We start from the raw sequence: 22,814 nt of genomic DNA, 5'->3' as shown, positions 1-22,814 counted from the left end.
GGTCGCCCGTCTGGAGAGCTGAACATGGACCGCCTGATCTACACCGCGATGACCGGTGCGAAGAGCACGCTCGGCCAGCAGGCTGCGGTCTCGCACAATATCGCCAATGCCACTTCGACCGGCTTTCGCACCGAGATGCACAAGTTGCGCGCGGTCGAAGTCCAGACCGATGCCGCACGCTCCCGATCCTTCGTGGTCGACGCGAGCGTCGCCAACGACTACACGCCGGGCGCGCTGCAATACACCGGGCGTCCGTACGATGTGGCGGTCGAGGGCAAGGGCTGGCTGACGGTGCGCACCCCCGATGGCAGAGAGGCCTACACCCGTGACGGCAGTTTCGAGCTCAGCCCCAACGGCATCCTGCAAACCCGCAGCGGCCTGCCGGTCGTGGGGGATGGCGGGGCGGTGACGATTCCGCCGGACAGCGAGATCGTGATCGGCAAGGACGGTTCGATTTCGGCGCTGCAGGACGGGCTGGTGAATGTGGTCGCTCAGCTCAAGCTGGTCAATCCGCCCGAGGCCGATCTGGTGCGGGGCGACGACGGACTGTTCCGCCTGCAGCAGGGCACGCCGGTACCGGCAGACGAGAACGTCAGGGTGGCGGGCGCCTACCTCGAAGGCAGCAACGTGAACGTGGTCGATCAGATGGTGCAGATGATCTCGCTCGCGCGCCAGTTCGAGATGCAGACCAAGATGCTGCAGAACGCCGAGCAGAACGACCAGGCGGCGACCCAGGTGCTCGCCGCACGTTGACTGGCGACGCGATTAGCACGGTTTTTGCGTTGTTAATCGCGGGATGGTCGGTGAGCGCACCGACGTAAGCTGATCACATCGGAAAGCGGCACAAGCTGCCGCCCGCAACGCAAAACGAAGAGGAACGCATCATGATCCGCTCACTGTGGACCGCCCGTACCGGGCTGGATGCCCAGCAGACCTCGCTGGATGTGATCTCGAACAACCTGGCCAACGTGTCGACCAACGGCTTCAAGCGCCAGCGCGCGGTGTTCGAGGATCTGCTGTACCAGACCGTCCGCCAGCCAGGTGCCCAATCCACACAGCAGACACAGATATCGAGCGGTCTGCAGATCGGTACCGGAGTCAAGCCGGTGGCAACCGAGCGCATTTTCACCCAGGGCAATCTGCAACAGACCGGCGGATCGCTCGATCTGGCGATGCAGGGTAACGGATTCTTCCAGATCGCACTGCCCGACGGCACCACCGCCTACACCCGCGACGGAGCCTTCCAGCTCGACAACCAGGGCAACGTCGTCACCGCGAGCGGCTACCCGCTCGCCGATAACATCAATATTCCGGCCGATGCGGTCACGGTCACGGTGGGCAAGGACGGTACCGTCAGCGTGCTGCAGGCGGGCAATGTGGCGCCGGTGCAGATCGGTGCGATCCAGGTCGCCACCTTCATCAATACGGGCGGTCTGCAGAGCGTGGGCGAGAACCTGTTCCTGGAAACGGCCTCGAGCGGGGTGGCCACACCCAACGAGCCCGGCACCAACGGTTCCGGGGTGATCAACCAGGGCTACGTCGAAACCTCGAACGTCAATGTGGCCGAGGAACTGGTCAGCATGATCGTGACCCAGCGTGCCTACGAGCTGAATTCACGCGCGATCTCGACCTCAGACCAGATGCTCGCCCGTCTGACTCAGCTGTAAGAGACCCCATCATGAAGCCGATCGCCTTCCTTGCGCTCCTGGCATTCGGCCTGCTGTCCGGTTGTGCGTCGATCTATCCGACCGCGCCGACTGCCGTGCACCAGCCGATGTCGGCCCGGCCCGAGATGCGCGCGCAGGCCGTACCCGCAACCGGGGCGATCTTCCAGCCGGCGCAGACCCGACCGCTGTTCGAGGACCGGCGCGCGCGCTCCATCGGCGACACGATCACGATCAACCTGGTCGAGCGCAACAACGCGCAAAAAAGCGCCAATGCCACTGCGGCCCGCGGCTCGAGCCTGAGCGGCGGGATCACCGCCACCGCCAGGTTGCCACTGGCCGGACTCAATGGCCTCAATGCCGAGGCCGGCGTCGAATCCGACTTCACCGGCGAGGGCGCTGCAGCCGCCAACAACGTGTTCAACGGCACGATCACGGTCACCGTGATCGACGTGTTCCCCAACGGCAATCTGCTGGTGTCGGGCGAAAAAATGGTGGCGATCAACCAGGGCAACGAATTCATCCGTTTCTCCGGCGTGGTCAATGAAGATAACGTCACCGCATCCAATACGGTGCAATCCACCCAGGTGGCCGATGCGCGGATCGAGTACCGCGGCAGCGGCTTCATCGACGAATCGAACACCATGGGCTGGTTGCAGCGCTTCTTCGTTGCCATCCTGCCGTTCTGACGAGGCTCGCCGTGCACACCCTACGCCTCCGTTTCATCGCTGCCCTGAGTGCCGTGCTGGCGGCGTCGGCGGTCTTTGTGGCCGGGCCGGCCCATGCCGAACGGATCAAGGATCTGACTTCGATTGCCGGGGTGCGGGACAACCAGCTCGTGGGCTACGGCTTGGTCGTCGGTCTCGACGGCTCGGGCGACCAGACCACGCAGACCCCGTTCACCGTGCAGAGCATCATCAACATGCTCGGCAATCTGGGGGTGACGCTGCCGGCGGGCACCAACCTGCAGCTCAAGAACGTCGCCGCGGTGATGGTGACGGCAAGTCTGCCGCCGTTCGCGCGACCGGGGCAGGCGATCGACATCACCGTATCGTCGATCGGCAATGCCAAGAGCCTGCGCGGCGGTACCCTGGTCATGACCCCGCTCAAGGGCGTCGATGGTCAGGTCTATGCCATAGCCCAGGGCAACATGGTGGTGGGCGGTGCCGGCGCCCAGGCGGGCGGCGCGGCGCAAACCATCAATCATCTGTCGGCCGGCCGCATTCCTCGCGGCGCCACGGTGGAGCGTGCGGTGCCGGCGATGCTGGGACAGGGCGATTACGTGACCTTCGAGCTGCAGGACACCGACTTCGGCACCGCGCGTCGGGTGGTGGACGCGATCAACCTGGCCGCGCCCGGCACGGCGGTGGCGCTCGACGGCCGCAGCATCCAGGTGCGGGCGCCGCTCGACACCTCGGCGCGGGTCGCCTTCCTGGGCCGGATCGAAGACCTCGAAGTCACCCCCATGCAGCAGGCGGCCAAGGTGATCGTGAATTCGCGTACCGGCTCGGTGGTGATGAACCAGAAGGTGACCCTGCAGAACTGCGCGGTGGCACACGGCAGCCTCACCGTTACGGTCAATGTCCAGACCGACGTCAGCCAGCCGCCACCGTTCTCCGGCGGGCGGACGGTGATCACCCAGTCGGGACTGGTCAACATCGATCAGGAAGGCGGGGCGCTGATGAACATCCGTGGCGGCACCAACCTCGCCGACGTGGTCAAGGCCCTCAATGCGCTCGGCGCCAACCCGATGGACCTGATCAGTATCCTGCAGGCGATGAAGTCGGCCGGCGCCCTGCGCGCCGAGCTCGAGGTGATCTGAGGCGAGCCATGAACGCAGGCTTCCAGCTCAACGCTTTCGATCCGAACTCGCTCGGCGATCTGAAGCGGCTCGCCCGTACCGATGGCCAGTCGGACGAGACCCTGCGTGCGGCGGCGCGGCAGTTCGAGGCGCTGTTCCTGCAGATGGTGATGAAGTCGATGCGCGAGGCGACGCCGACCGACGGCCTGATGGACAACGAGCAGAGCAAGATGTACCAGAGCCTGCTCGACCAGCAGTTGGCGCTGAATCTGTCGCAGTCCAGGGGGGCTGGCCTGTCCGAGGTGATCTTCCGTCAGATCGGGGGCGGCAAGGGCGCCACCAGCGCGATCGATGCGCTGGCCGGCAACGCCCAGGGTGAGGGGGCCGGCTTCGCGCTCGACAATGTGCCGCGGCGCACGGCAATAACTGCCGCCCAGGCCCTGTTGCCGGGTGGTGCCGGTCGCCGCGACCCGGACGACAGCGTGGCCGATCTGCTCGGCGAACTGGGCGGGACGGGGGCGGTGGCAGGCAGCACGGCGGTGTCCGGGGTTTCCACCGCCGAATCGGCCGCGCTCGCAGCCAAGCTTGCCGAGGCGATTCGCGGTGCGCAAGAGCGTGGTGGCGCGGTGTCGCAGCGTGCGCGCGAATTCGTCGCCGAGGTCTGGCCGCATGCGGTCGACGCCAGTCGCAAGACCGGCATCCCGCCGCACTTCATGGTTGCACAGGCCGCGCTGGAGACCGGCTGGGGCGAGAAGCAGCTCCGCAATGCCGATGGCAGCCCGAGCTACAACCTGTTCAACATCAAGGCCGGCAGCGGCTGGGGCGGGCCCACCACCGAGCTCGAGGTGACCGAGCATGCCGGCGAGCGCACCTACAGGGAAAACGCCCGGTTCCGCTCCTATGCCTCCTACGCGGAGTCGTTCGGCGACTATGCGCGGCTGATGAGCAGCAACCCGCGCTACGCCGGCGTGCGCGGACAGACCGACGCGGCCGGCTTCGCCCGGGGCCTGCAGCAGGCCGGTTATGCCACCGATCCGATGTATGCCGACAAGCTCACCCGTATCATCGGCGGCAGCACCTTGCGCAATGCGCTGGCGCCTGCCGGCTGATTTTGCCGCTTTGAGCGGCATTTGGCCGATGGCAAGGTTCTTGCGAACGTAGACGCAAAACCTAGCAAATCAGGGGAACACCATGGCAGGCTTGCTCAGCATCGGACTCACCGGCCTCAACGCCGCGCAGAGCCAGTTGGCGACCACCAGTCACAACATCACCAATGCCGGCACCGATGGCTTTCACCGCCAGACGGTGATCCAGACCACACAGGATCCGATGTTCACCGGGGTCGGTTTCTTCGGCAACGGCACGCGCATTTCTGCGGTGACCCGCTCCTATGACCAGTACCTCGAAGCGCAGGTCATGTCGGCCGACAACCGGCGTGCCGAGTACTCCGCCTACAACGCGCAGATCAGCCAGATCAACAATCTGCTGGGCGACCCCAGTTCGGGCCTGAGTACGGCGATGGACGGCTTCTTCGGCGGCGTGCAGGAAGTCGCGTCGAATCCGACCAGCATTGCCGCGCGCCAGGCCCTGATCTCGAGTGCCGAGGCGCTCGTCACCCGCTTCCAGACGATCGATGGCCGACTCGGCGAAATCCGTCAGGGTGTGGAGACAGAGATCGCGACGTCGATCGAGCAGATCAACACCTACGCCAGGGCAATCGGCGAGATGAACCGGCAGATCGCGGTCGCCCAGGCCGCCGGTGCCGGCGTGCCCGCCAACGATCTGCTCGATCAGCGCGGTCAGCTCATCACCGAACTCAACCAGCTGATCAAGACCAATGCGGTGAGCCAGCGCGACGGGTCGGTCTCGGTGTTCATCGGCTCGGGCCAGAGCCTGGTGATCGGCCAGACCGTGAGCCAGCTGGCCACGGTGCCGAGTCCCAACGATCCGCAGCGCTCCGCGATTGCGCTGGTGGCGTCCAATGGCAACGAGGTCCTGTTGCCGGAGAAGCTGCTGACCGGCGGTGAGCTTGCCGGCCTGCTGGCGTTTCGCAGCGAGTCGCTCGATCCGGCGCAGAATCGCCTCGGCCTGATCGCCCTTTCGCTCGCCACCGCGTTCAACGAGCAGCACAAACTGGGCATCGACCTCGATGGCGCACTGGGCCAGGATTTCTTTACGCTGTCGGCCCCGCGGGTGCAACCGAGCGGGGCGGCAACGGTGGCGATCGATCCGGAGAACATCGGCAACCTGACCGACAGCGACTACGAGCTGGTCAATACCTCGGGCACGCTGTCGCTGCACCGCTTGAACGACGGTGCCGTGTTTTCCCCGAGCGGCGCGCCGCCGGAATTCAATGTCGACGGCCTGGCCATCAGCGGGATCACGCTGGCGGCGGGCGAGTCTGCGCTGATCCAGCCGACCCGCTACATGGCGCGCGACATCGGGCTGGGAATCGCCGACACGCGCAAGGTCGCGGCGGGCAACCCGGTGTCGGCCAATGTGCCGCTTGCCAACGCCGGCAACGGTCGCCTCGAGAACATCGTCATTGCGGACACCAGCGGCATGGTGACGGCGCCGGGCACGGTGCCCGATTTCGCGCCGATCACGCTCAGTTTCGACAGCAGCACCAACACCTTCGCGGTGCCGGCCGGCTTCACGCTGAGCCCCGACAACGCCTTCGATCCCGCGACCCAGAGTGTCGGCAAGACCTTCACCCTGACCGGCACCACCGCACCGGCGCTGTTCGAGCTGTCGTTCACCGTTGCCGGCAGTCCCGCCGATGGCGACACCTTCACCCTGCAGCCGACCGACAAGGGGGTGGCCGACAATCGCAATGCCTCGCTGCTCGGCGCACTGCAGACGGCCAAGCTGCTGTTCAACGCCGGAACCGGCGCGGCGACGGCGGCGACCGCGACGCTGGGTAACGCCTACACCCAGATGGTCAGTTCCATCGGTAACAAAACCCGCGAGGTTCAGGTCAATGAAGCGACCCAGGAGTCCTTGCTGACCCAAGCCACCGACGCCCGGGATTCGCTGTCCGGGGTCAATCTGGACGAGGAGGCGGCCAATCTGGTCCGCTACCAGCAAGCCTATCAGGCTGCAGGCCGAGTGATGTCGGTGGCGCAGCGCCTGTTCGACGAAGTCCTGTCGTTCGGCCGTTAATACGAGGAGACGATCATGCGTATCTCGACCAACATGATCTATGACAAGGGCACGGCTGCAATCCAGCAGCAAATGACGAGTCTGCTCCATACCGGGCAGCAGGTAGCCACCGGCCGGCGAGTGCTCACCCCGGCAGACGATCCGATTGCCTCGGCACGGGCGCTGGAACTGACCCAGTCACGCGGGATCAACACCCAGTTCAAGACCAACCAGAACTATGCGGACGACAATCTCAAGCTGCTCGAGGGCAAGCTGACCGGTGTCGGCGATATCCTGCAATATGCGCGCGAACGCGCGGTGCAGGCCGGAAACGGCACCCTTTCGGGCACCGACCTGAGCTATATCGCGACCGACATGCGTTCCCAGTTCGAGGCGCTGCTGGCGCTGGCAAATACGCAGGATGCCAACAGCGAATACCTCTTCGCCGGCTACAAGTCGCAGACCAAGCCCTTCGAGGGCAATATTGCCGGTGTGAGCTATCAGGGCGATCAGGGCTCCCGCACGATGCAGGTCTCGGCGTCGCGCTTCATGGCGGTCAGTCTGTCCGGATCGGAGGTGTTCGAGAACACCCGCACCCTGGCGGGTTCGCTCGATGGTTTTGCGGGTACGCAAAATACCGGAACCGGTGCGCTGTCGATCACCTACAACCCGGCTCAGCCACTGCCCGCGAACACCGGCAGGCGCTATGACATCAGCTTCGACGGCACCGATTACGATGTGATCGAGTATCAGCCCGGCAATCCTGACCCGGTGACGGTGGCGACCGGACTGAGCGGTCCGACCTTGAGTTTCAACGGCCTCGAGGTTGCCGTTTCCGGCACGCCGGCCGCGGGCGACGAGTTCGAGGTGTTCGTGGCGTCGAAGAACGTGTTCGAGAACTTCGCCCTGTTCATCGACGCGCTCGAGAAGCCGGGTGCGGGCGGAGCCGCCAGCGGCGTTGCGTTTGCGCTCGAGAACATCGATCACGGCCTGGACAACATCCTGAGGGTGCGGGCGCAGATCGGTTCGCAGATGGTCGAAGTCGAACAGCTGCAGAGCATCGGCAGCGACCTCGACATTCAGTACGCGAGCACGCTGTCCCGTCTGCAGGATGTCGATTATGCGGAGGCGATCTCCAACCTCACCCAACAGCAGACCTACCTGCAGGCGGCGCAGCAGTCCTTCCTGCGCATCACCGGCCTGTCCCTGTTCAACTTCCTGCAGTGAGTGGCGCCATGACCAAGTCGCTGCTGACGCTCGCTTGCGCCCTGACCCTGAGCGCGTGTTCCACCTTGCAGGATTACGGCGCCACCGTTGCCGGTGCGGTGGGCGGGGTCATGACCGCCGACGATGCGGGCTACACCGGTGCCGAGTACACAGCGGGAGCCTTGATCGCCTATGCGATCTACGATCCTTTTGCGCCCACCTGGAACATCCAGGTCACCGAGCTCGAACCGGATCTGCGGCAGCTGGACCTGACCATGAAGCGCCTGGTGACCGGCGGCGAGGGCGAGGCGCGGCAAACCTTCGTGCGCAACGCCCGTCGGCTCGCACTCGACAAGGGTTATGCCGGTTTCGACATCGTGCGCTACGAAGAAGGGATGGATTCTTCGCGCCCGTTTGCCCGCAGGGTCGCGAGCGGCGAGATCCGGCTGGTGCGCTCGCGCCAGTTTCCCGAACTCTAGGACGCCGTCGGCGGCTCAGGATCCGGTCGGCGCCAGCGCCTCGAGCATCGACGGGATCGCATCGAAGCCGCGTTCGAACAGGCTTTGCACCACCGGTCCGAAGTTGGTCATGATCAGCAGCAGCGCGAAGAAGCCCATCGCCAGTGTGATCGGGAAGCCGATCGCGAACAGGTTCAGTTGCGGCGCGGCGCGGGTGAGGATGCCCAGCGCGATGTTGGCCACCAGCAGCACGGCGATCACCGGCAGTGCCAGCAGCAGTCCGGTGGCGAACACCGCGGCGCCGGCGCGCGCGATGTAGCCCCAGCCATCGGCATTGATCACCGCGGTACCGATCGGCAGCCACTCGAAGCTGCGCACCAGCAGGTCGATCAGAATCAGATGCCCGTTGAGGGCGAGAAAGAGCAGGGTGGCGACCAGGCTGAGGAAGTCGGACATCACGGCGGTCTGGCCACCCGAATCGGGATCGAAGAAAAGTGCGAAGGACAGGCCCATCTGCATCCCGATCAGCGAACCGGCCATGTCGACCGCGGCAAACACCAGCCGCATCATGAAACCGATCGCAACGCCGATGAACATCTGCTGCACCATGATCATCAGGCCGATGCCGGAACCCGGGGCCACCGCGGGCATGGGGGGCATGACCGGCAGCAGGGCGATGCCGATGCCAAGGCCGATCGCCAGCCGCACCCTGACCGAGACGCCGCGGTTGGAGAAGATCGGGGCGCTCGCAAACAGGCCGAGGAGCCGCGCCAGCGGGAACATCAGGGCGGCAAGCCAGGCATCGAGTTGGGCCGAGGTGACGCTCAGCATCGGGCGGGTGCGTGCTCAGCCGATCATGGTCGGGATCGATTCGAACAGCCGCCGCATGAAGTCGGTCAGGAGGGTGATCATCCACGGACCGGCCAGTACCAGGGTGACGAAGATCGCGATCAGCTTGGGGACGAAAGACAGCGTCATTTCGTTGATCTGGGTTGCCGCCTGGAAGATGCTGATCACCAGGCCGGTTACCAGCGCAGCAAGAAAAAGCGGGGCGGAGATCAGCAGCGTCACTTCAATCGCCTGACGGCCCAGATCGATGACTGCGGTAGGGGTCATGGCGATGCTCCTAGACGGCGAAACTCTGCACCAGCGAGCCGATCAGCAGGGTCCAGCCATCGACCAGCACGAACAGCATGATCTTGAACGGCAGCGAGACGATCACCGGCGACATCATCATCATGCCCATGGACATCAGTACCGAGGCGACCACCATGTCGATGATGATGAAGGGGATGAAGATGATGAAGCCGATCTGGAACGCGGTTTTCAACTCCGAGGTGACAAAGGCCGGGATCACCACCCGCATCGGCAGGTCTTCGGCCTTTGCCACCGGCGCCACTTTGGCCAGACCGGAGAACAGGCTCAGGTCGGGCTCGCGGACCTGCTTGAGCATGAAGGTCTTGACCGGCACGGCGGCACGCTCGAGCGCCTGTTCGAAGCCGATCGTGCCTTCCGACATGGGTAGGTAGGCCTCGGCATAGATCCGGTCGGCGACCGGGGCCATGATGAAGAAGGTCAGGAACAGTGCCAGCCCGAGCAGCACCTGGTTGGGGGGCGAGGTCTGGGTGCCCATGGCCTGGCGCAGCAGCGAGAATACGATGATGATCCGGGTGAAACTGGTCATCATCAGCACCATCGCCGGGATGAAGCTGAGCAGGGTCAGCAGCAGCAGGGTCTGGATGGTGAGGCTGTAGGTCGTACCGCCGTTGGCGGCCGGACCGGTGGTCAGTGCCGGCAGCGCCTGGGCGACGGCGAGCGCCGGCGCCATGAGCAGGGTGGCGGCGAGCAAACTGCGCAGCACGGTTTCACGACCCGTCATGGCGGCGCTCCAGGGATTTCCGGAGCCAGCCGGAGAAGTCGTTCGTTCCGGGTGTGGCGCCTCCTGCCGGCGTTGCGGCAGCAGGAAAGTCGCTTGCGTCCATGACATGCAACGTGCGCACGGTGCCCGGAGCGACCCCAAGCACCAGCACCGTGGGGCCGACCTCGATCAGTACGACCCGTTCGCGCGGACCCACTGCGGTGGCGCCCAGCACCTTGACCGCCCCGGCGCCGCTGTGCGGTGCGGAAAGGCGCTTGATGAGCCACAGGCAGGCAACCAGCAGCGCGATGACGACGACCAGGCCGAACAGCATCTTGCCCAGGTTGCCGGCAAGATCGGTCGCGGGCAGGGCCGCGGGTTCGGCCGCGGCGGCGAGGGCGGGCGCAATGAGCGCCAGAAACAGGATAGGGGCGGGTTTCACTGCGTCGTGATGGTCGGATTGGGGGCGGAACGGCGCCCTTCACGGGGCTTCGTTCCGGGGGCTGGCGACGGGCTCAATGGCGAATCTTGCGCATGCGCTCGGCGGGCGTGATGATGTCGGTGAGCCGGATCCCGAACTTGTCATTCACCACCACCACTTCGCCCTGGGCGATCAGGGTGCCATTGACCAGCACATCCATCGGCTCGCCCGCCAGACCGTCGAGCTCGACCACCGAGCCGTGTGCGAGCTGCAGCAGATTGCGGATCGACAGCTTGGTGCGGCCCAGTTCGACGGTGAGCTGCACCGGAATGTCCAGGATCATGTCGAAGTCGTTGAGCGCTCCCGGCTTCGCACCGGTCGAGCCGAAATCCTCGAACAGCTGGCTGGCGGGCTTGGCCTGGTAGGGCGATTCACCCATCGCCGCTGCGGCAAGGTCGGCTGCCACCTGGGCCGATTCGCTGTCTGCGCCGGCCTCGGTCGCGGCCTGTTCCTGCATCGCCGCGGCCCAGTCGTCTTCGGTGATCTGGTTGTCTGTTTCGTCAGCCATGCTGGTCTCCCGCTGTCTTGTTGGCTTCCGGCTCGTCGGCGCCGAGAAAACGTTCTATCTTGACGGCATACTGGCCGCCCTGGATGCCGTAGCGACAGGCGATGATGGGCACGCCATCGACCTCGGCCTGCAACTGCTCCGGCACATTGAGCGGAATCACGTCGCCGACCCGCATATTGACGATATCGCGCAGGGTGACCTTGGCCATGCCGAGGTTGCAGGTCAGCTCGACCTCGGCGGTCTGCAGCTGGCGCGACAGCAGGTTCACCCAGCGCCGGTCCTGGGTCAGGTGGTCGCTCTGCATCGTCGAGTAGAGCATCTCGCGGATCGGCTCCAGCATCGAGTACGGGAAGCAGAAATGCATCTCTGCCTGCGCTCCGCCGAGCTCGAGCGAGAAGCTGGTCGCCACCACGATCTCGGACGGGGTGGCAATGTTGGCGAACTGCGAATTCATCTCCGAACGCACGTACTCGAGGTCGATCTTGAATACCGGCGCCCAGGCCTTGCTGTACTCGGTGAACACCACATTGAGCATGCCCTGGATGATGCGCTGCTCGGTGGGCGTGAAGTCGCGGCCTTCGATGCGGGTATGAAATCGCCCGTCGCCGCCGAACATGTTGTCGACCACCAGAAACACCAGATTGGGGTCGAACACGACCAGTCCGGTGCCGCGCAGCGGCTTTGCGACCACCAGATTCAGGTTGGTCGGCACCACGAGGTTGCGCACGAATTCGGCATACTTCTGCACCCGGATCGGACCCACCGATACCTCGGCATTGCGGTGCATGTAGTTGAACAGGCCGATCCGCAGGTAACGCGCGAAGCGCTCGTTGATGAGCTCCATGGTGGGCATGCGCCCACGCACGATGCGCTCCTGGGTGGCCATGTTGTAGGGGCGCACGCCCCCGTCATCGACTTCCTCGGCGACCGGCTCGTCGGACTCCCCGCTGACGCCGCGGAGCAGGGCGTCAACTTCTTCCTGGGAGAGAAAGTCCGAAGACATCGCCTTTCCTCGTTACTGGATGATGAACGAGTTGAACAGCACCGACTGGATCGGGGGTGCTGCGGCCTGCCCGCGCGCGCCTGGCGGCGGACGCGGGAAACCCAGGGACTCGTTGACCGAGTCGAGGATCTCGTTTGCCAGGCCCTCACGGCCCTCGATCGTCTGGACCTCCGACGGCAGCTTGCTCGACAGCAGCAGGTTGATGCGGTGACGGATCTCGGGCATGAAGCCCTTCAGCGCATCGGCAGTCTTCTGGTCGGCCACGCGTAGCGCAATGGCGGCCTGCAGGTAGTGGTCGCCCTCTTCGCGGCGCAGATTGACGGTGAACGGATCGAGTACGGCAAAAATGGGCGGCTTGCTCAGGTCCACGGCGGTCGACGGCATGGCTGCCGCGGCTCCGGCGTGCTCTTTGTCGGCCGCGTCGCCACCGCCCTTTTTCATCAGCACCAGTGCGCCGATCGCTCCGGCAACGATGATCAGTAGCACCAGCACCGCGATGATGATGATCATCAACATCTTTCCGCCCTTCCTGGGGGGCGCATCGGCTGCGGGTGCTTCCGGCTTCGCTGGGGCTTTCGCCATCAAAATCTCCTTTTCCTACGCTTGGATTATGGCTGATTGTCACCTCGTCCAAGCGCGGAAAAGTGGGGCAGAGTGGCCCTAATTCATACGCTTCAGGCGAAGGTATCGACCAGCCCTTCAGTTTGTCTTGCCCAAGGTGCGGCCACGCCGGCCTCACCCGTTTCGATGCCGCTGCCATCGGTTCCGCGGCCGCCGCCACGCGTGTGACCGTCGCCCGACGCCTGCTGTTCTCCCGACGTGCTCACGCCGGTCTGACCCAGGCTGATACCGGATTGGGCCAGCAGTTCACGCAGGCGTGGCATGGCCTGCTCGAGTGCGTCGCGGGCGACCTGTGTTGCGGCAACGAACTGGGCCGTGGTCTGGTCGCCATTCAAGTTGATCGAAACCTCCACCTTGCCCAGATTGGGTGGGGTCAGCACCAGCTCCGCCTTGCTCTCGGCACGGCCGACCATCCACATCACCCGGTTGCCGACCTCGTTGGCCCATCCGCTTTGTCCCGCCGGGGTGGCGACCGGAAGCTGCGGTGTCGTTGCCGGTAGCTGCCCGGGATGACGAAGTGCATGCATGACCGACCCTTGCGCGCCGACCGGCGCTTCGCCCGCGACCGCCTGCAGCGCGGAGGCTGCGCGTTCGGCAAATCCGGACGACAGTTCCGCCTTTGCCTGCAGCACGGTGATGGCCTGTGCCTGAGGGCCGGCCAAACCCGGGTTCGGAGCAAGCTTCGATCTGGCTCCGGCGGGATTCTGAAGCGATTTGTCCCGAGTGTCACCCGTCAGGCCCATTTCCGCGCTGAGATCGATCCCGTCGGTGTCTTCGGCGCTCCCGTCGGGGATGCCATGATCGCCGGTGACGGGTCCTTGCTTCACGGCAAGGCCGGGGAGCAAGGCGGCAATCGCTGCCGGCAGGCCGGCAAGGTCGTTTGCCGCTGCGACATCGGCAACGGCCGACTCGGCGGCTGCCGATTCGGGATCGGGATCGGTGCCCTCGCTGGCCGCAGTCTGCTTCTCCTTGTCGCCGGCCTGTGGTTTGGCGACCGCGGCCGCGTCCTTTTCCGCCGCCGCCGTCGAAGGCGCCGATGCGTGCGCCTCGCGGTCAGGGTGGGGACGCTCCGGGGCAGCCGTCTTGCGCGGATTTCCGCGGTCGGGGGCGCGCTCCGGCTGGCGCGCAGCGGGTGCGTCAGCAGGGCGTTCCGGGGTGCGGGCAGCGGTCGTGGCGTCGACGCGGGCCGGTACCGGGGTCGAGCCGGTGCGCAGCTGTCCGCGCAACACGTCGGAGAAACTGTTGTCCGCCATCGTTTCCCGTGCCTTGCCGGTGTCGGTGCCGAAACCGCCGGTCGTGTTCATGAAAGCCAGGGCGGGTGAGCTGGATGCGACTGGGGATGCCATCGTGTTGCCCTCTTGAGCGGATCTCACCAGGGAGCAGCAAGCTGCGTGCCAGTTCGGCCCTTCAGGTCGGGTCTGTCCCTTTGTCGCGATGTTGCCGGGCCGCGTGCTCGTCGGTCGTACGTTGCTCCAGGCGCGATTCGGCCTTTGCCTGTTCGTGCTGATGCCGCTGCGACAGCGTATCGAATGCCCTGACCTTGCTGCGCTGGGCCATCCAGACTTGCTGTCCCTGGCTGATGTACTGCTGCGACTGCTCCACCACTCGCAGCTGGGCGGCGATGGCGTCGTCGATGCGTCCGATGAACGCACTGAAGTTGCGCATCGCGTCGGGACCGATACCTGCTCTGGTCGCCTCGATGAAGCGCTCGCTGTATTCGGTGCGGTAGCGTTGGAGCATTTCCAGCTTCTGCTGGCTGCTCTTTTCGGACGCGATCAACTCGCCGAGCCGGCGCGCGGCTTCGTCCATGCGGGTGTTGGCAAGGTCGAGCAGGGGCTGGAGGAGAAATTTCCCGGTCATTGTGTTTATGCGGTAACGGGACGCGTGCATTGTACCCGACGCCTGAGCGCCGTGATCGATCCGGCATGGACGAATCCGGGGTGCGGCCGGCAACGACGACGGGCAGGCCGCCGCCGACGGGACTCCGTAGCGTCGATCAGGCGGCGTCGATCAGACAGCGTTAAGTACCCGGTTCTTGCCGGCGCGCTTCGCGGTGTACATCGCCTTGTCCGCGCGGTCGATGGCGATCAGCGGATCCTCGTCGCTGCCGAGGCGTGCAATGCCGGCACTGAAGGTGATCAGCAGACGCTCGGTGTTGGCGAGGAAGAAGCGGCGGGTGAGTTCGCGCTGCAGACGTACCAGGATGGCGTTGGCCTGATCGAGGTCGGTGTCGGGCAGCAGAATGAGAAACTCCTCGCCGCCGTAGCGGGCGACCGCATCCTGGGGGCGCAGGGTTTCGCGCACGATGGCTGCCAGATGGCGCAAGGCATCGTCGCCCACCACATGGCCATGCGCATCGTTGATCTGCTTGAAGTTGTCGATGTCGAGCAGGGCGATGGACAGCGCGGTCCCGAGACGTCGCATGCGCGAAATTTCGCGCGCGAGCGCTTCATCCAGGCCTTTGCGGTTGAGCGCACCGGTGAGCGGATCATGGCGGACGAGTTCGCTGGTTTCGTCAAGCTCGCGCTGCAGCCGCAGGATGCGCTGATTGGCGGATTCGACCTCCTCGCGCAACTGGGACAGCTCCTTGCCGGATCGTTTGGCCGATTCGCGCGTGTTGTGGGTTTCGCGCAGGATCTCTTCGACCACGTCGGAAAGCTCTTCGATGCTTTGCGCCTTGCTGATGCGCAGTGCCCCCTTGCCGAGCACCTCCTGATAGTCGCCGGTAACCGCGGAAAAGTCCGATAGCCGGTCGATGAAGCCGGCGAGCATGGATTTGAGCCGTTGCTGGGCGTCGGACAGCTGACGCTTCAGGTGACTCTGTTTTTCGATCACGTCGCGCAGACGGTGCTCGACTTCGTCGAGCAGGCGAATGTCGAGCACACCGCTGAAGGCCTCGGAAATCACCGAAAGCTGCCCATGCAGCCAGCTGTCGTCGATCACCAGTTCGCGGATGTTGTCGATGATCAGCCGAAGCAGGTTCAGCAAGGCCTGGCGAACCGCCCGATGTTCTTCGCCGATCCACTCCATGCGCGCGATCAGCTGGTCGAAGCGCCCGCCGATCGATGCGAGTTCTTCGCTTCCGGGGGCACGCAGGACCGCGCTCGACAACTCGCGTGCGGCCGCGGCCAGCACCTCGTCGCCCTCGGCAAACGGAATGACGCCCCGCGTCAGCAGGTTCGCGAGCAGGGGCCCGAGCGGGCTGCCGGTCCCGTGCTCGTGGCGCTCGCCGCGTTCACCCACGACGATCTCGGTCGTCGCGGCGACGGGGATGTCGTCGTCCTCGGGGTTGTGCCCCCAGCTGCGCACCAGCGCACCGAGGCGCAGATAGAGCTGGTCGGGATCCGCACTGCCGGACAGAACGTGGTTGAGCGCGTCACGCTTTCGTGCCTGGGTGAGATTGCCGTGGTGGCGTTCGAGCTGGGCAACGAGTTCCCTGATCAGTGTCGCCCACTGCTTCTGACCGGACCCCTGGGTTTCGCAGATGGCCAGGATCGCCTGTCGCAGCGCCGGCCACTGACCGCTCGCCACCCCTTTCTCGAACAGACGTGCAACGCGCAGGGCTTCCGGCGAGGAGCGGGGAAGTGCCCCGGCAATCGCCTTGAGGGTGCGGGCGGGGAAGGCATCTTCCGCAACAATGCCGGAGATCTGGGCGTAGAGATCGCGGTAGTTGTCCGGCGTGGGCGGCACCCGCCGGATCGCAAGCTGGCGCAGGGTCTCCCGTGCGATCTCCGAGGGGGAAGTGCCATCTCCGCCGGTAGTCTTGCCCTGACTGCGGGGCTCCGCATCCGCAGCTTTCGGGGGAACAGGCATGGCAGGCGGTTGGGTCATTCGCTGAATCCGGGTGGTAACGGCGGGGGCGGACCCCAGGCAGATCGTGCAAGGTAGCGCGTGGCCGATTATGCCTCCGTACCCTGCCGTTATCCACCACAAAAGGGATCCGCCCATGCGCCTGATCGGGTCCCGCTTCCCGGCACCGCAAGGCGACACCCTCCAGTGCGGGTGGCCGAATTCCGGTTCCGAATGACGATGCCCTGACCTGGTGCCGGAACTCGGCCCGGATCACCCGTCGTCGCGTGTGGGGGTGAAGAGCTCGTCGAGCGTGGGGCGGGTGAGGCGTTTGAAGGCCATTTCGGTCACGAAGGCCTCGCGCGAGCGTTCGCTCAACTGCACCAGGCGTTTGCGCTGCTCCGACATGGTGCTGACCGTTCGCCCGTGAAGCCCGTGTGCGGGAAAGACCAGCGTTTCGTCCGGGAGGTGCAGGATGCGCCGGGTCAGACTGTCGAACAGCAGCCCGGCATCGGCCTCCTGATTGCCGGTTACGCAACTGCCGACGTCGAAGACATCGCCGCAGAACAGACGGTCTCGCCACAGATAGCTGACGCATCCCGACGTGTGTCCGGGGGTGAACAGGACGCGGACCAGCTCGTTGCCGAATACCAGCGTGTCGCCATGAACGAGCCGCTTGCATCTCGATGGCGGCAGACTGCAAGGAGGGGCATGTTCGCCCACCGCGGTGTGGGCGCCGGTGATTTCGCAAAGTGCCGCGGAGTCGGCCCGGTCCGGATGGTGGATGTGGGTGCGCAGTATGTAGCGCAGACGCAGGTCGCGCTCGTCGAGCAGGGCGCGAACGAGATCGGTCTGATCCGCTGGAGGATCGACGACGACGGCCTCTCGTTCGTCGAGGTCGCCGAGCAGGTACCCGAGTGCGCCATCCCTGGCGTGCTCGATAAGTCTGAAGTACATGTCGTTCCCGGGAAGGTTGAAGGGGGCGGCCTTGGCGGGGCCGCGTTCAAGTGAGCAGTCGGAGCCCGGCCAGGCCAATGCCGACGACGCAGGCCGCGGGCGAGAAAAGCCAGCGCCACAGCCTCAGTGCGGGCCGGAAGCCGACGCCGGCGATGAAGCCCGCGCTCATCGACCAGAACAGCGCCATCGCCGCCCAGTGGTCTGCACGTCCGTCGGCCGCGGCCAATGCGCCCGGCCAGACGGTGACGCCGATCATGATGAGGATCGCCACTGCCAGCGGCAGTGTCCGGACCCGGCCGTCGTGCCGCGGCGCCGCGCCGGTCGGCCCGAGCTCAGTGTCCGCGCGATTCGTGCTCATGTCCGGCCTCCGTCGGGTGCTCGTCGGCCGGCCCCCGACCGATCTGTGCGCGGGCTTCTTCATGGTCGCCCCACAGGGTGTTGAGAATGGCCAGCAGCACCGCGAATCCGATGCCCAGTACCCAGGCGAAATACCACATGGTGTTCTCCTTGCGTTGCCGGCCTAGTAGGCCGAGTGCTCGTTCTCGCGGATGTAGGCGGCGGTGACTTTGCCGGCCATCACCTTGTAGGCCCAGCTGGTGTAGGCAATGATGAGCGGCATGAAGATCAGCGTCGCCCACAACATGATGCCGAGGGTGCGATGGCTGGAAACGCTGTCCCACACCGTGAGGCTGGCGCCCGGCATGGTCGACGACGGCATCACGAAGGGGAACATGGATACTCCCGCGGTGCCGATCACGCCGATGATGGCAATCGACGACGCGACGAAGGCGGCGAGCGTGCGTCCCTTCGCCACCAGCACCAGGGCGAGGCTGCCGCCGAGGTAGGCGAGTGCCGGAACGATCATCGTTGCCGGCGCGCTGCGGTAATTCGCCAGCCAGGCCCCGGGCTGCAGGATGACCGTCTTGGACAGCGGGTTGGGCTGCGCGTAGGGGTCGATCACCGAGCTGATCGCGTAGCCGAAGCTGCCGTTGGCGATCCACACCCCGGCTGCGGTGAGGCCGGCCAGCATCAGCACGCCGAAAATCAGCGCGGCGCGGGTGGCACGACGCTGGATGTCGCCCTCGGTGCGATGGGCGAGGTAGACCGCGCCGTGGAAGGTGATCATCGCTGTGCTCACCACGCCGGCGAGCAGCGCGAACGGATTGAGCAGGCCCCAGAACGACCCGGTGTAGTACGAGGCCAGGTTGTCGTCGAAGTGGAAGGGCACCCCCTGCAGCAGGTTGCCGAACGCGACGCCGAAGATCAGCGGCGGCACCGCGCCCCCGATGAACAGGCCCCAGTCCCAGGTGCTGCGCCAGATCGGGTTGTTGATCTTGCTGCGGTAGTCGAAGCCCACCGGGCGGAAGAACAATGCCCACAGCACGGCGAGCATGGCCCAGTAGAAGCCGGAAAAGGCGGTGGCATAGACCAGCGGCCAGGCGGCAAAGATGGCGCCGCCACCGGTGATGAACCACACCTGATTGCCGTCCCAGTGCGGGCCGACGGTGTTGATGACGACGCGCCGTTCCTCATCGTTCTTGCCGACGAAGGGCAGCAGCGTGCCCACCCCCATGTCGTGGCCGTCCATGATGGCAAAGCCGACGAGCAGCACACCCACCAGCAGCCACCAGATGAATTTCAGGGTCGGATAGTCGAGGATCATGATCGTGAATCCTTGTGTTCGGACACGTGTGAAAAGGTTACCGATGGCGGGGCGCCGGATCCCGTCGTTCGCGTCATGCGTGCACCGCCTCGTTCAGGTAACGCCCGGTGCCCAGGCTGCCGGGGCCCTGACGCGCGAACTTCACCATCAGATACATCTCGACCACGAGCAGCAGGGTATAGAAGCCGACGAAGCCGGCGAGCGAGCCATAGAGGCTTTCCACGGTGAGCGTCGATACCGACAGGTGGGTCGGCAGTACGCCGTAGATGGTCCACGGCTGGCGACCGTATTCGGCCACGAACCAGCCCATCTCGGAGGCGATCCACGGCAGGGGCAGACTCCACAGCGCCACCCGCAGCAGGGTGCGGCGGCTGGCGAAATCGCCCCTCACCGAATGCCACAGCGCCAATCCGAACACCACCAGCATGAAGAAGCCCAGCGCGACCATGATGCGGAAGGTCCAGAACAGCGGGGTGACGCGGGGCAGGGTGTCGCGCACGGCGCGTTCGATCAGCTCGGGGGTGACCTCGTCCATCGAGCTCACGTACTTCTTGAGCAGCAGTCCGAAGCCGAGGTCGGCCTTGACCGCCTCGAAGGCGGCCTTGGTCGCGTCGTCGGTCCGGCCCGTGCGCAGGCGCTCGAGCAGCCTGACCGCTTCGATGCCGGTGACGATGCGCGCGCGGTTCTTGACCAGGATTTCCTTGATGCCGGGGATCTCCTTGTCCAGCGAACGGGTGCCGATGATGCCCATGACCCAGGGAATGTGGATGGCGAAGTCGTTCTTCATGCCGGCCTCGTCCGGAATCGCGACCAGGGTGAAGCCCGCGGGCGCCGGCTCGGTCTCCCACATCGCTTCCATCGCCGCCAGCTTGGTTTGCTGCGCCTCGCCGACGGTGTAGCCGGATTCGTCGCCGAGCACGATCACCGAGCACACCGAGGCGAGACCGAAGGCCGCCGCGATGCGGAAGGAGCGCTTGGCGAACTCCACGTCGCGGCCTTTGAGCAGGTACCACGACGAAATCGACAGCACGAACATCGCGCCGGTGACATAGCCGGCCGAGACGGTGTGGACGAACTTCGCCTGGGCGTCGGGGTTGAACATCACCGCCCAGAAATCGACCAGCTCCATGCGCATGGTTTCATAGCTGAATTCGGCGCCCACCGGATTCTGCATCCAGCCATTGGCGATCAGGATCCACAGCGCCGACAGGTTGGTCCCCACTGCCATCAGGATCGTCACCAGCAGATGCTGCTGGCGTGACAGCCGGTCCCAGCCGAAGAAGAACAGGCCGATGAAGGTCGATTCGAGGAAGAAGGCCATCAGGCCCTCGATCGCCAGCGGTGCCCCGAAAATGTCGCCCACATAGTGCGAGTAGTAGGCCCAGTTGGTGCCGAACTGGAATTCGAGGGTGATGCCGGTGGTCACGCCGAGGGCGAAATTGATCCCGAAGAGCTTGCCCCAGAAACGGGTCATGTCCTTATAGACCGGCTTGCCGGTCATCACATAGGCACTTTCCATGATGACCAGCAGCCAGACCATGCCGAGCGTCAGCGGCACGAACAGGAAGTGGTACATCGCGGTGGCGGCAAACTGCAGCCGCGAGAGGTCGACAAGTTGTTCACTGACCATCGTGTTCTCCGGAGGTGGGGTGTTGCTGTGCGAGGCTCGTGGGCGCAACGAGCTGGGCGGCCATGCGCCCGCTGTCCACCGGCACCTTGTCGTCGCGGACGAACCCCCACCACAGCGTGGAGATCAGGGCGAGCTTGATGACGACGACCCAGACCAGTTCGCGGACGAGGCGCCGATCGGGGATGGATGGGGGTGGCAGTTGCATGGCGGACTCCATGGCACGACAAGCCTGCTATACAAGAGCCGTGCCAAGGGTCATGGCTAAAGTGTTTATGTTTATGAAACATAGGCTTGTATCGCTGTACGGATTGTGAAGATGGCGCTTTCACTGCCGTGGCAGCATAATCTGGCAGATTACTGTCAGGAGTGTCGGTCCATGTCCAAGTCCATCGCGTCAGTTATTGGTCCACTCCCTGAACTGGTGTCTTTCCTCGAGACGCTACCCGAGCCTCATATCCTGTGCGATCGGCACTATCGGGTGATAGCGGCGAATGCGGCCTATCGGGCCAGCTTTGCAACCGGACGCAGCGTGGTCGGGCGCACCTGTTACGAAATCTCGCACCACTACAGTGTTCCTTGCGACCAGGCGGGAGAGTCCTGTCCGCTGGCAAGGAGCGTGCAGTCCGGACAGCGCGAGCGGGTGCTGCATCTGCATCACACGCCGCGGGGCGAGGAATATGTGAACATCGAGCTCTCGCCGATTCGTGACGGTGACGGTGAAATCGCCTGGTTCATCGAGAAGATGGAGCCGATGGTGGTCGCTCGCGGACTGTCGGATCATCACGCGCTGGTCGGTCGGGCACCGGCGTTTCAACACATGCTCGAACTGGTGGCGAGGGCTGCGCCCTCCGAGGCGAGCATCCTGCTACAGGGCGAATCGGGTACCGGCAAGGAACTGGTCGCCAATGCGATCCACGAGGCCAGCCGGCGCGCCGAACGCCCCTTCGTCGCGGTGGACTGCTCGGGTTTGCCCGAAACGCTGTTCGAGAGTGAGGTGTTTGGCCACGAACGCGGCGCCTTCACCGGCGCGAGTGCGCGCAAGCCGGGGTTGATCGAGGCTGCGAGCGGCGGGACCCTGTTTCTCGACGAGGTCGGCGATATCCCGCTCGGCATGCAGGTCAAGCTGCTGCGGCTGCTGGAGACGGGCACGTACCGTCGGGTCGGATCGACCGAATTGCGCAAGGCCGACATCCGCCTGGTGTCCGCCACCCACCGGCCGCTCAAGGACATGGTGGAAGAGGGCAGCTTCCGGCGCGACCTTTTCTACCGGCTCAACACCTTCCCGATTACCGTCCCGCCGCTGCGCGACCGTCTGGCCGACCTCCCGATGCTGGTGAGCTCGCTGCTCGAGCGCGTCGCACCGAAACGGCCACTGACGGTGTCGGCGGAGGCGATGCGAGTGCTGATGCGTTACCCGTTTCCGGGCAACGTGCGGGAACTGCGCAATGTGCTTGAACGCGCCAGCCTGATGTGCGACGGCGATGTCATCGGCGCCGAACACCTCGCCGAGGAATTGCACGAAGTGTACGTGCCGTCGTCGGCTGTGCGTCCGCAGGCCGGGCACGTGTCCGATCTGCACGCGCTGGAGCGGCGGGCCCTGCGCGACATCGTGCGGGCGCATCGTGGCAGCCGGCGAGAACTGGCACTCAAGCTGGGGGTGAGTGAGAGAACGCTGTATCGAAAGCTGCAGAACCTCGATGATGTCTGACAGTGGCAGATCAAGTGCTGTCATGAGTGACAGTTTGGCAGGGTGGGACCGAGCCGTTTTCACGTGCTGTGGCCTGATGGGATCTTGCCAATGCCTTCCAGAACATGGATTTGAACGTCTTTCTGGAGATGCGGTGTTTCTGGCACGTTACTTGATATGTAAGAGCTCGAAGCAGGGGTATCCAGTCCAGTTGGCGGCCTTCGGTCACCTCAGACTGTCCCCGACCCCAAGCGGTGGCCGCCTTCCATCGTCTCCTTCCTGCCCCTGCTTCTTTTTCCCCCGGGGGCAAACCCGGCAAGCTGCGGATTTGTTCGCCCGAACGTGGC

At 65.0% G+C, this 22,814-nt stretch carries 25 protein-coding genes; 9 read left to right on the top strand and 16 right to left on the bottom strand.

Annotation, left to right across the window (positions count from 1 at the left end; all coding sequences use genetic code 11):
* The first annotated feature begins 24 nt into the window (after positions 1-24).
* The 8 genes from flgF (at position 25) to AC3A35_RS22710 (ending at position 8,291) form a co-directional block, all read left to right on the top strand.
* On the top strand, positions 25-753 hold the full coding sequence (gene flgF / locus AC3A35_RS22745) for a flagellar basal-body rod protein FlgF (protein ID WP_487438719.1): 729 nt from the start codon (positions 25-27) through the stop codon (positions 751-753).
* Between the two features lie 131 nt (positions 754-884).
* Positions 885-1,667 carry a flagellar basal-body rod protein FlgG gene (gene flgG / locus AC3A35_RS22740; protein ID WP_487438718.1) on the top strand — a complete coding sequence of 261 codons (783 nt, stop codon included), beginning with the start codon at positions 885-887 and terminating at the stop codon, positions 1,665-1,667.
* Between the two features lie 11 nt (positions 1,668-1,678).
* Positions 1,679-2,353: a flagellar basal body L-ring protein FlgH gene (locus AC3A35_RS22735; RefSeq protein WP_487438717.1), complete on the top strand. Its 675-nt coding sequence runs from the start codon at positions 1,679-1,681 to the stop codon at positions 2,351-2,353.
* A 44-nt stretch (positions 2,354-2,397) separates the two neighbouring features.
* Positions 2,398-3,486 (top strand): flagellar basal body P-ring protein FlgI, encoded by a 1,089-nt coding sequence (locus tag AC3A35_RS22730; RefSeq protein WP_487438814.1) that lies wholly within the window; start codon positions 2,398-2,400, stop codon positions 3,484-3,486.
* 8 nt (positions 3,487-3,494) lie between these two features.
* Positions 3,495-4,574 carry a flagellar assembly peptidoglycan hydrolase FlgJ gene (flgJ, locus tag AC3A35_RS22725; protein ID WP_487438716.1) on the top strand — a complete coding sequence of 360 codons (1,080 nt, stop codon included), beginning with the start codon at positions 3,495-3,497 and terminating at the stop codon, positions 4,572-4,574.
* Between the two features lie 82 nt (positions 4,575-4,656).
* Complete coding sequence (gene flgK, locus AC3A35_RS22720) at positions 4,657-6,627, top strand: flagellar hook-associated protein FlgK (protein ID WP_487438714.1); 1,971 nt, start codon at positions 4,657-4,659, stop codon at positions 6,625-6,627.
* Positions 6,628-6,642: 15 nt separating this feature from the next.
* Positions 6,643-7,833, top strand: coding sequence for a flagellar hook-associated protein FlgL (gene flgL, locus AC3A35_RS22715; protein WP_487438712.1), 1,191 nt, complete (start codon positions 6,643-6,645; stop codon positions 7,831-7,833).
* Positions 7,834-7,841: 8 nt separating this feature from the next.
* Complete coding sequence (locus tag AC3A35_RS22710; RefSeq protein WP_487438710.1) at positions 7,842-8,291, top strand: hypothetical protein; 450 nt, start codon at positions 7,842-7,844, stop codon at positions 8,289-8,291.
* 15 nt (positions 8,292-8,306) lie between these two features.
* Here AC3A35_RS22710 and fliR read toward each other — a convergent pair whose 3' ends face one another.
* The 16 genes from fliR to cydP form a co-directional block, all read right to left on the bottom strand.
* The gene (gene fliR, locus AC3A35_RS22705; RefSeq protein WP_487438708.1) at positions 8,307-9,101 is read right to left on the bottom strand and encodes a flagellar biosynthetic protein FliR; all 795 of its coding nucleotides are present in this window, start codon (positions 9,099-9,101) and stop codon (positions 8,307-8,309) included.
* Positions 9,102-9,116: 15 nt separating this feature from the next.
* Positions 9,117-9,386 (bottom strand): flagellar biosynthesis protein FliQ, encoded by a 270-nt coding sequence (gene fliQ, locus AC3A35_RS22700; RefSeq protein ID WP_487438707.1) that lies wholly within the window; start codon positions 9,384-9,386, stop codon positions 9,117-9,119.
* A 10-nt stretch (positions 9,387-9,396) separates the two neighbouring features.
* A complete protein-coding gene (fliP, locus tag AC3A35_RS22695; RefSeq protein ID WP_487438705.1) occupies positions 9,397-10,149 on the bottom strand; it encodes a flagellar type III secretion system pore protein FliP in 753 nt (250 codons plus the stop codon).
* The gene (fliO, locus tag AC3A35_RS22690) at positions 10,136-10,570 is read right to left on the bottom strand and encodes a flagellar biosynthetic protein FliO (protein WP_487438704.1); all 435 of its coding nucleotides are present in this window, start codon (positions 10,568-10,570) and stop codon (positions 10,136-10,138) included. Before fliO ends, fliP begins: the two co-directional genes overlap by 14 nt.
* 73 nt (positions 10,571-10,643) lie before the next feature.
* The gene (gene fliN, locus AC3A35_RS22685; protein ID WP_487438703.1) at positions 10,644-11,117 is read right to left on the bottom strand and encodes a flagellar motor switch protein FliN; all 474 of its coding nucleotides are present in this window, start codon (positions 11,115-11,117) and stop codon (positions 10,644-10,646) included.
* Entirely contained in the window at positions 11,110-12,120 is a 1,011-nt protein-coding gene (gene fliM, locus AC3A35_RS22680) for a flagellar motor switch protein FliM (RefSeq protein ID WP_487438702.1), read from the bottom strand. The genes fliN and fliM overlap by 8 nt, the downstream gene beginning before the upstream one ends.
* 12 nt (positions 12,121-12,132) lie before the next feature.
* Entirely contained in the window at positions 12,133-12,702 is a 570-nt protein-coding gene (locus AC3A35_RS22675) for a flagellar basal body-associated FliL family protein (protein ID WP_487438701.1), read from the bottom strand.
* Positions 12,703-12,794: 92 nt separating this feature from the next.
* Positions 12,795-14,087 (bottom strand): flagellar hook-length control protein FliK, encoded by a 1,293-nt coding sequence (locus AC3A35_RS22670; protein ID WP_487438699.1) that lies wholly within the window; start codon positions 14,085-14,087, stop codon positions 12,795-12,797.
* Positions 14,088-14,148: 61 nt separating this feature from the next.
* On the bottom strand, positions 14,149-14,601 hold the full coding sequence (gene fliJ / locus AC3A35_RS22665) for a flagellar export protein FliJ (RefSeq protein WP_487438698.1): 453 nt from the start codon (positions 14,599-14,601) through the stop codon (positions 14,149-14,151).
* Between the two features lie 150 nt (positions 14,602-14,751).
* Positions 14,752-16,572 carry a diguanylate cyclase gene (locus AC3A35_RS22660; RefSeq protein WP_487438696.1) on the bottom strand — a complete coding sequence of 607 codons (1,821 nt, stop codon included), beginning with the start codon at positions 16,570-16,572 and terminating at the stop codon, positions 14,752-14,754.
* A 231-nt stretch (positions 16,573-16,803) separates the two neighbouring features.
* A complete protein-coding gene (locus tag AC3A35_RS22655; protein ID WP_487438695.1) occupies positions 16,804-17,487 on the bottom strand; it encodes an MBL fold metallo-hydrolase in 684 nt (227 codons plus the stop codon).
* A gap of 46 nt (positions 17,488-17,533) precedes the next feature.
* Positions 17,534-17,845, bottom strand: coding sequence for a cyd operon YbgE family protein (locus AC3A35_RS22650; protein WP_487438694.1), 312 nt, complete (start codon positions 17,843-17,845; stop codon positions 17,534-17,536).
* Positions 17,820-17,984 carry a cytochrome bd-I oxidase subunit CydX gene (cydX, locus tag AC3A35_RS22645; RefSeq protein WP_487438693.1) on the bottom strand — a complete coding sequence of 55 codons (165 nt, stop codon included), beginning with the start codon at positions 17,982-17,984 and terminating at the stop codon, positions 17,820-17,822. The genes AC3A35_RS22650 and cydX overlap by 26 nt, the downstream gene beginning before the upstream one ends.
* Positions 17,985-18,007: 23 nt before the next feature.
* A complete protein-coding gene (gene cydB / locus AC3A35_RS22640) occupies positions 18,008-19,150 on the bottom strand; it encodes a cytochrome d ubiquinol oxidase subunit II (protein ID WP_487438692.1) in 1,143 nt (380 codons plus the stop codon).
* 73 nt (positions 19,151-19,223) lie between these two features.
* The gene (locus tag AC3A35_RS22635; protein WP_487438691.1) at positions 19,224-20,780 is read right to left on the bottom strand and encodes a cytochrome ubiquinol oxidase subunit I; all 1,557 of its coding nucleotides are present in this window, start codon (positions 20,778-20,780) and stop codon (positions 19,224-19,226) included.
* Positions 20,770-20,985 carry a cytochrome oxidase putative small subunit CydP gene (gene cydP, locus AC3A35_RS22630; RefSeq protein WP_487438690.1) on the bottom strand — a complete coding sequence of 72 codons (216 nt, stop codon included), beginning with the start codon at positions 20,983-20,985 and terminating at the stop codon, positions 20,770-20,772. Before cydP ends, AC3A35_RS22635 begins: the two co-directional genes overlap by 11 nt.
* A gap of 171 nt (positions 20,986-21,156) precedes the next feature.
* Here cydP and AC3A35_RS22625 point away from each other — a divergent pair, with 171 nt between their 5' ends.
* Complete coding sequence (locus AC3A35_RS22625) at positions 21,157-22,488, top strand: sigma-54 interaction domain-containing protein (protein ID WP_487438689.1); 1,332 nt, start codon at positions 21,157-21,159, stop codon at positions 22,486-22,488.
* Positions 22,489-22,814: the final 326 nt, after the last annotated feature.

This window comes from Azoarcus sp. Soil_N_20, from assembly GCF_057656155.1.
The sequence above is the reverse complement of the archived record's forward strand: the minus strand, read 5'-3'. Positions and strand labels throughout refer to the sequence as shown.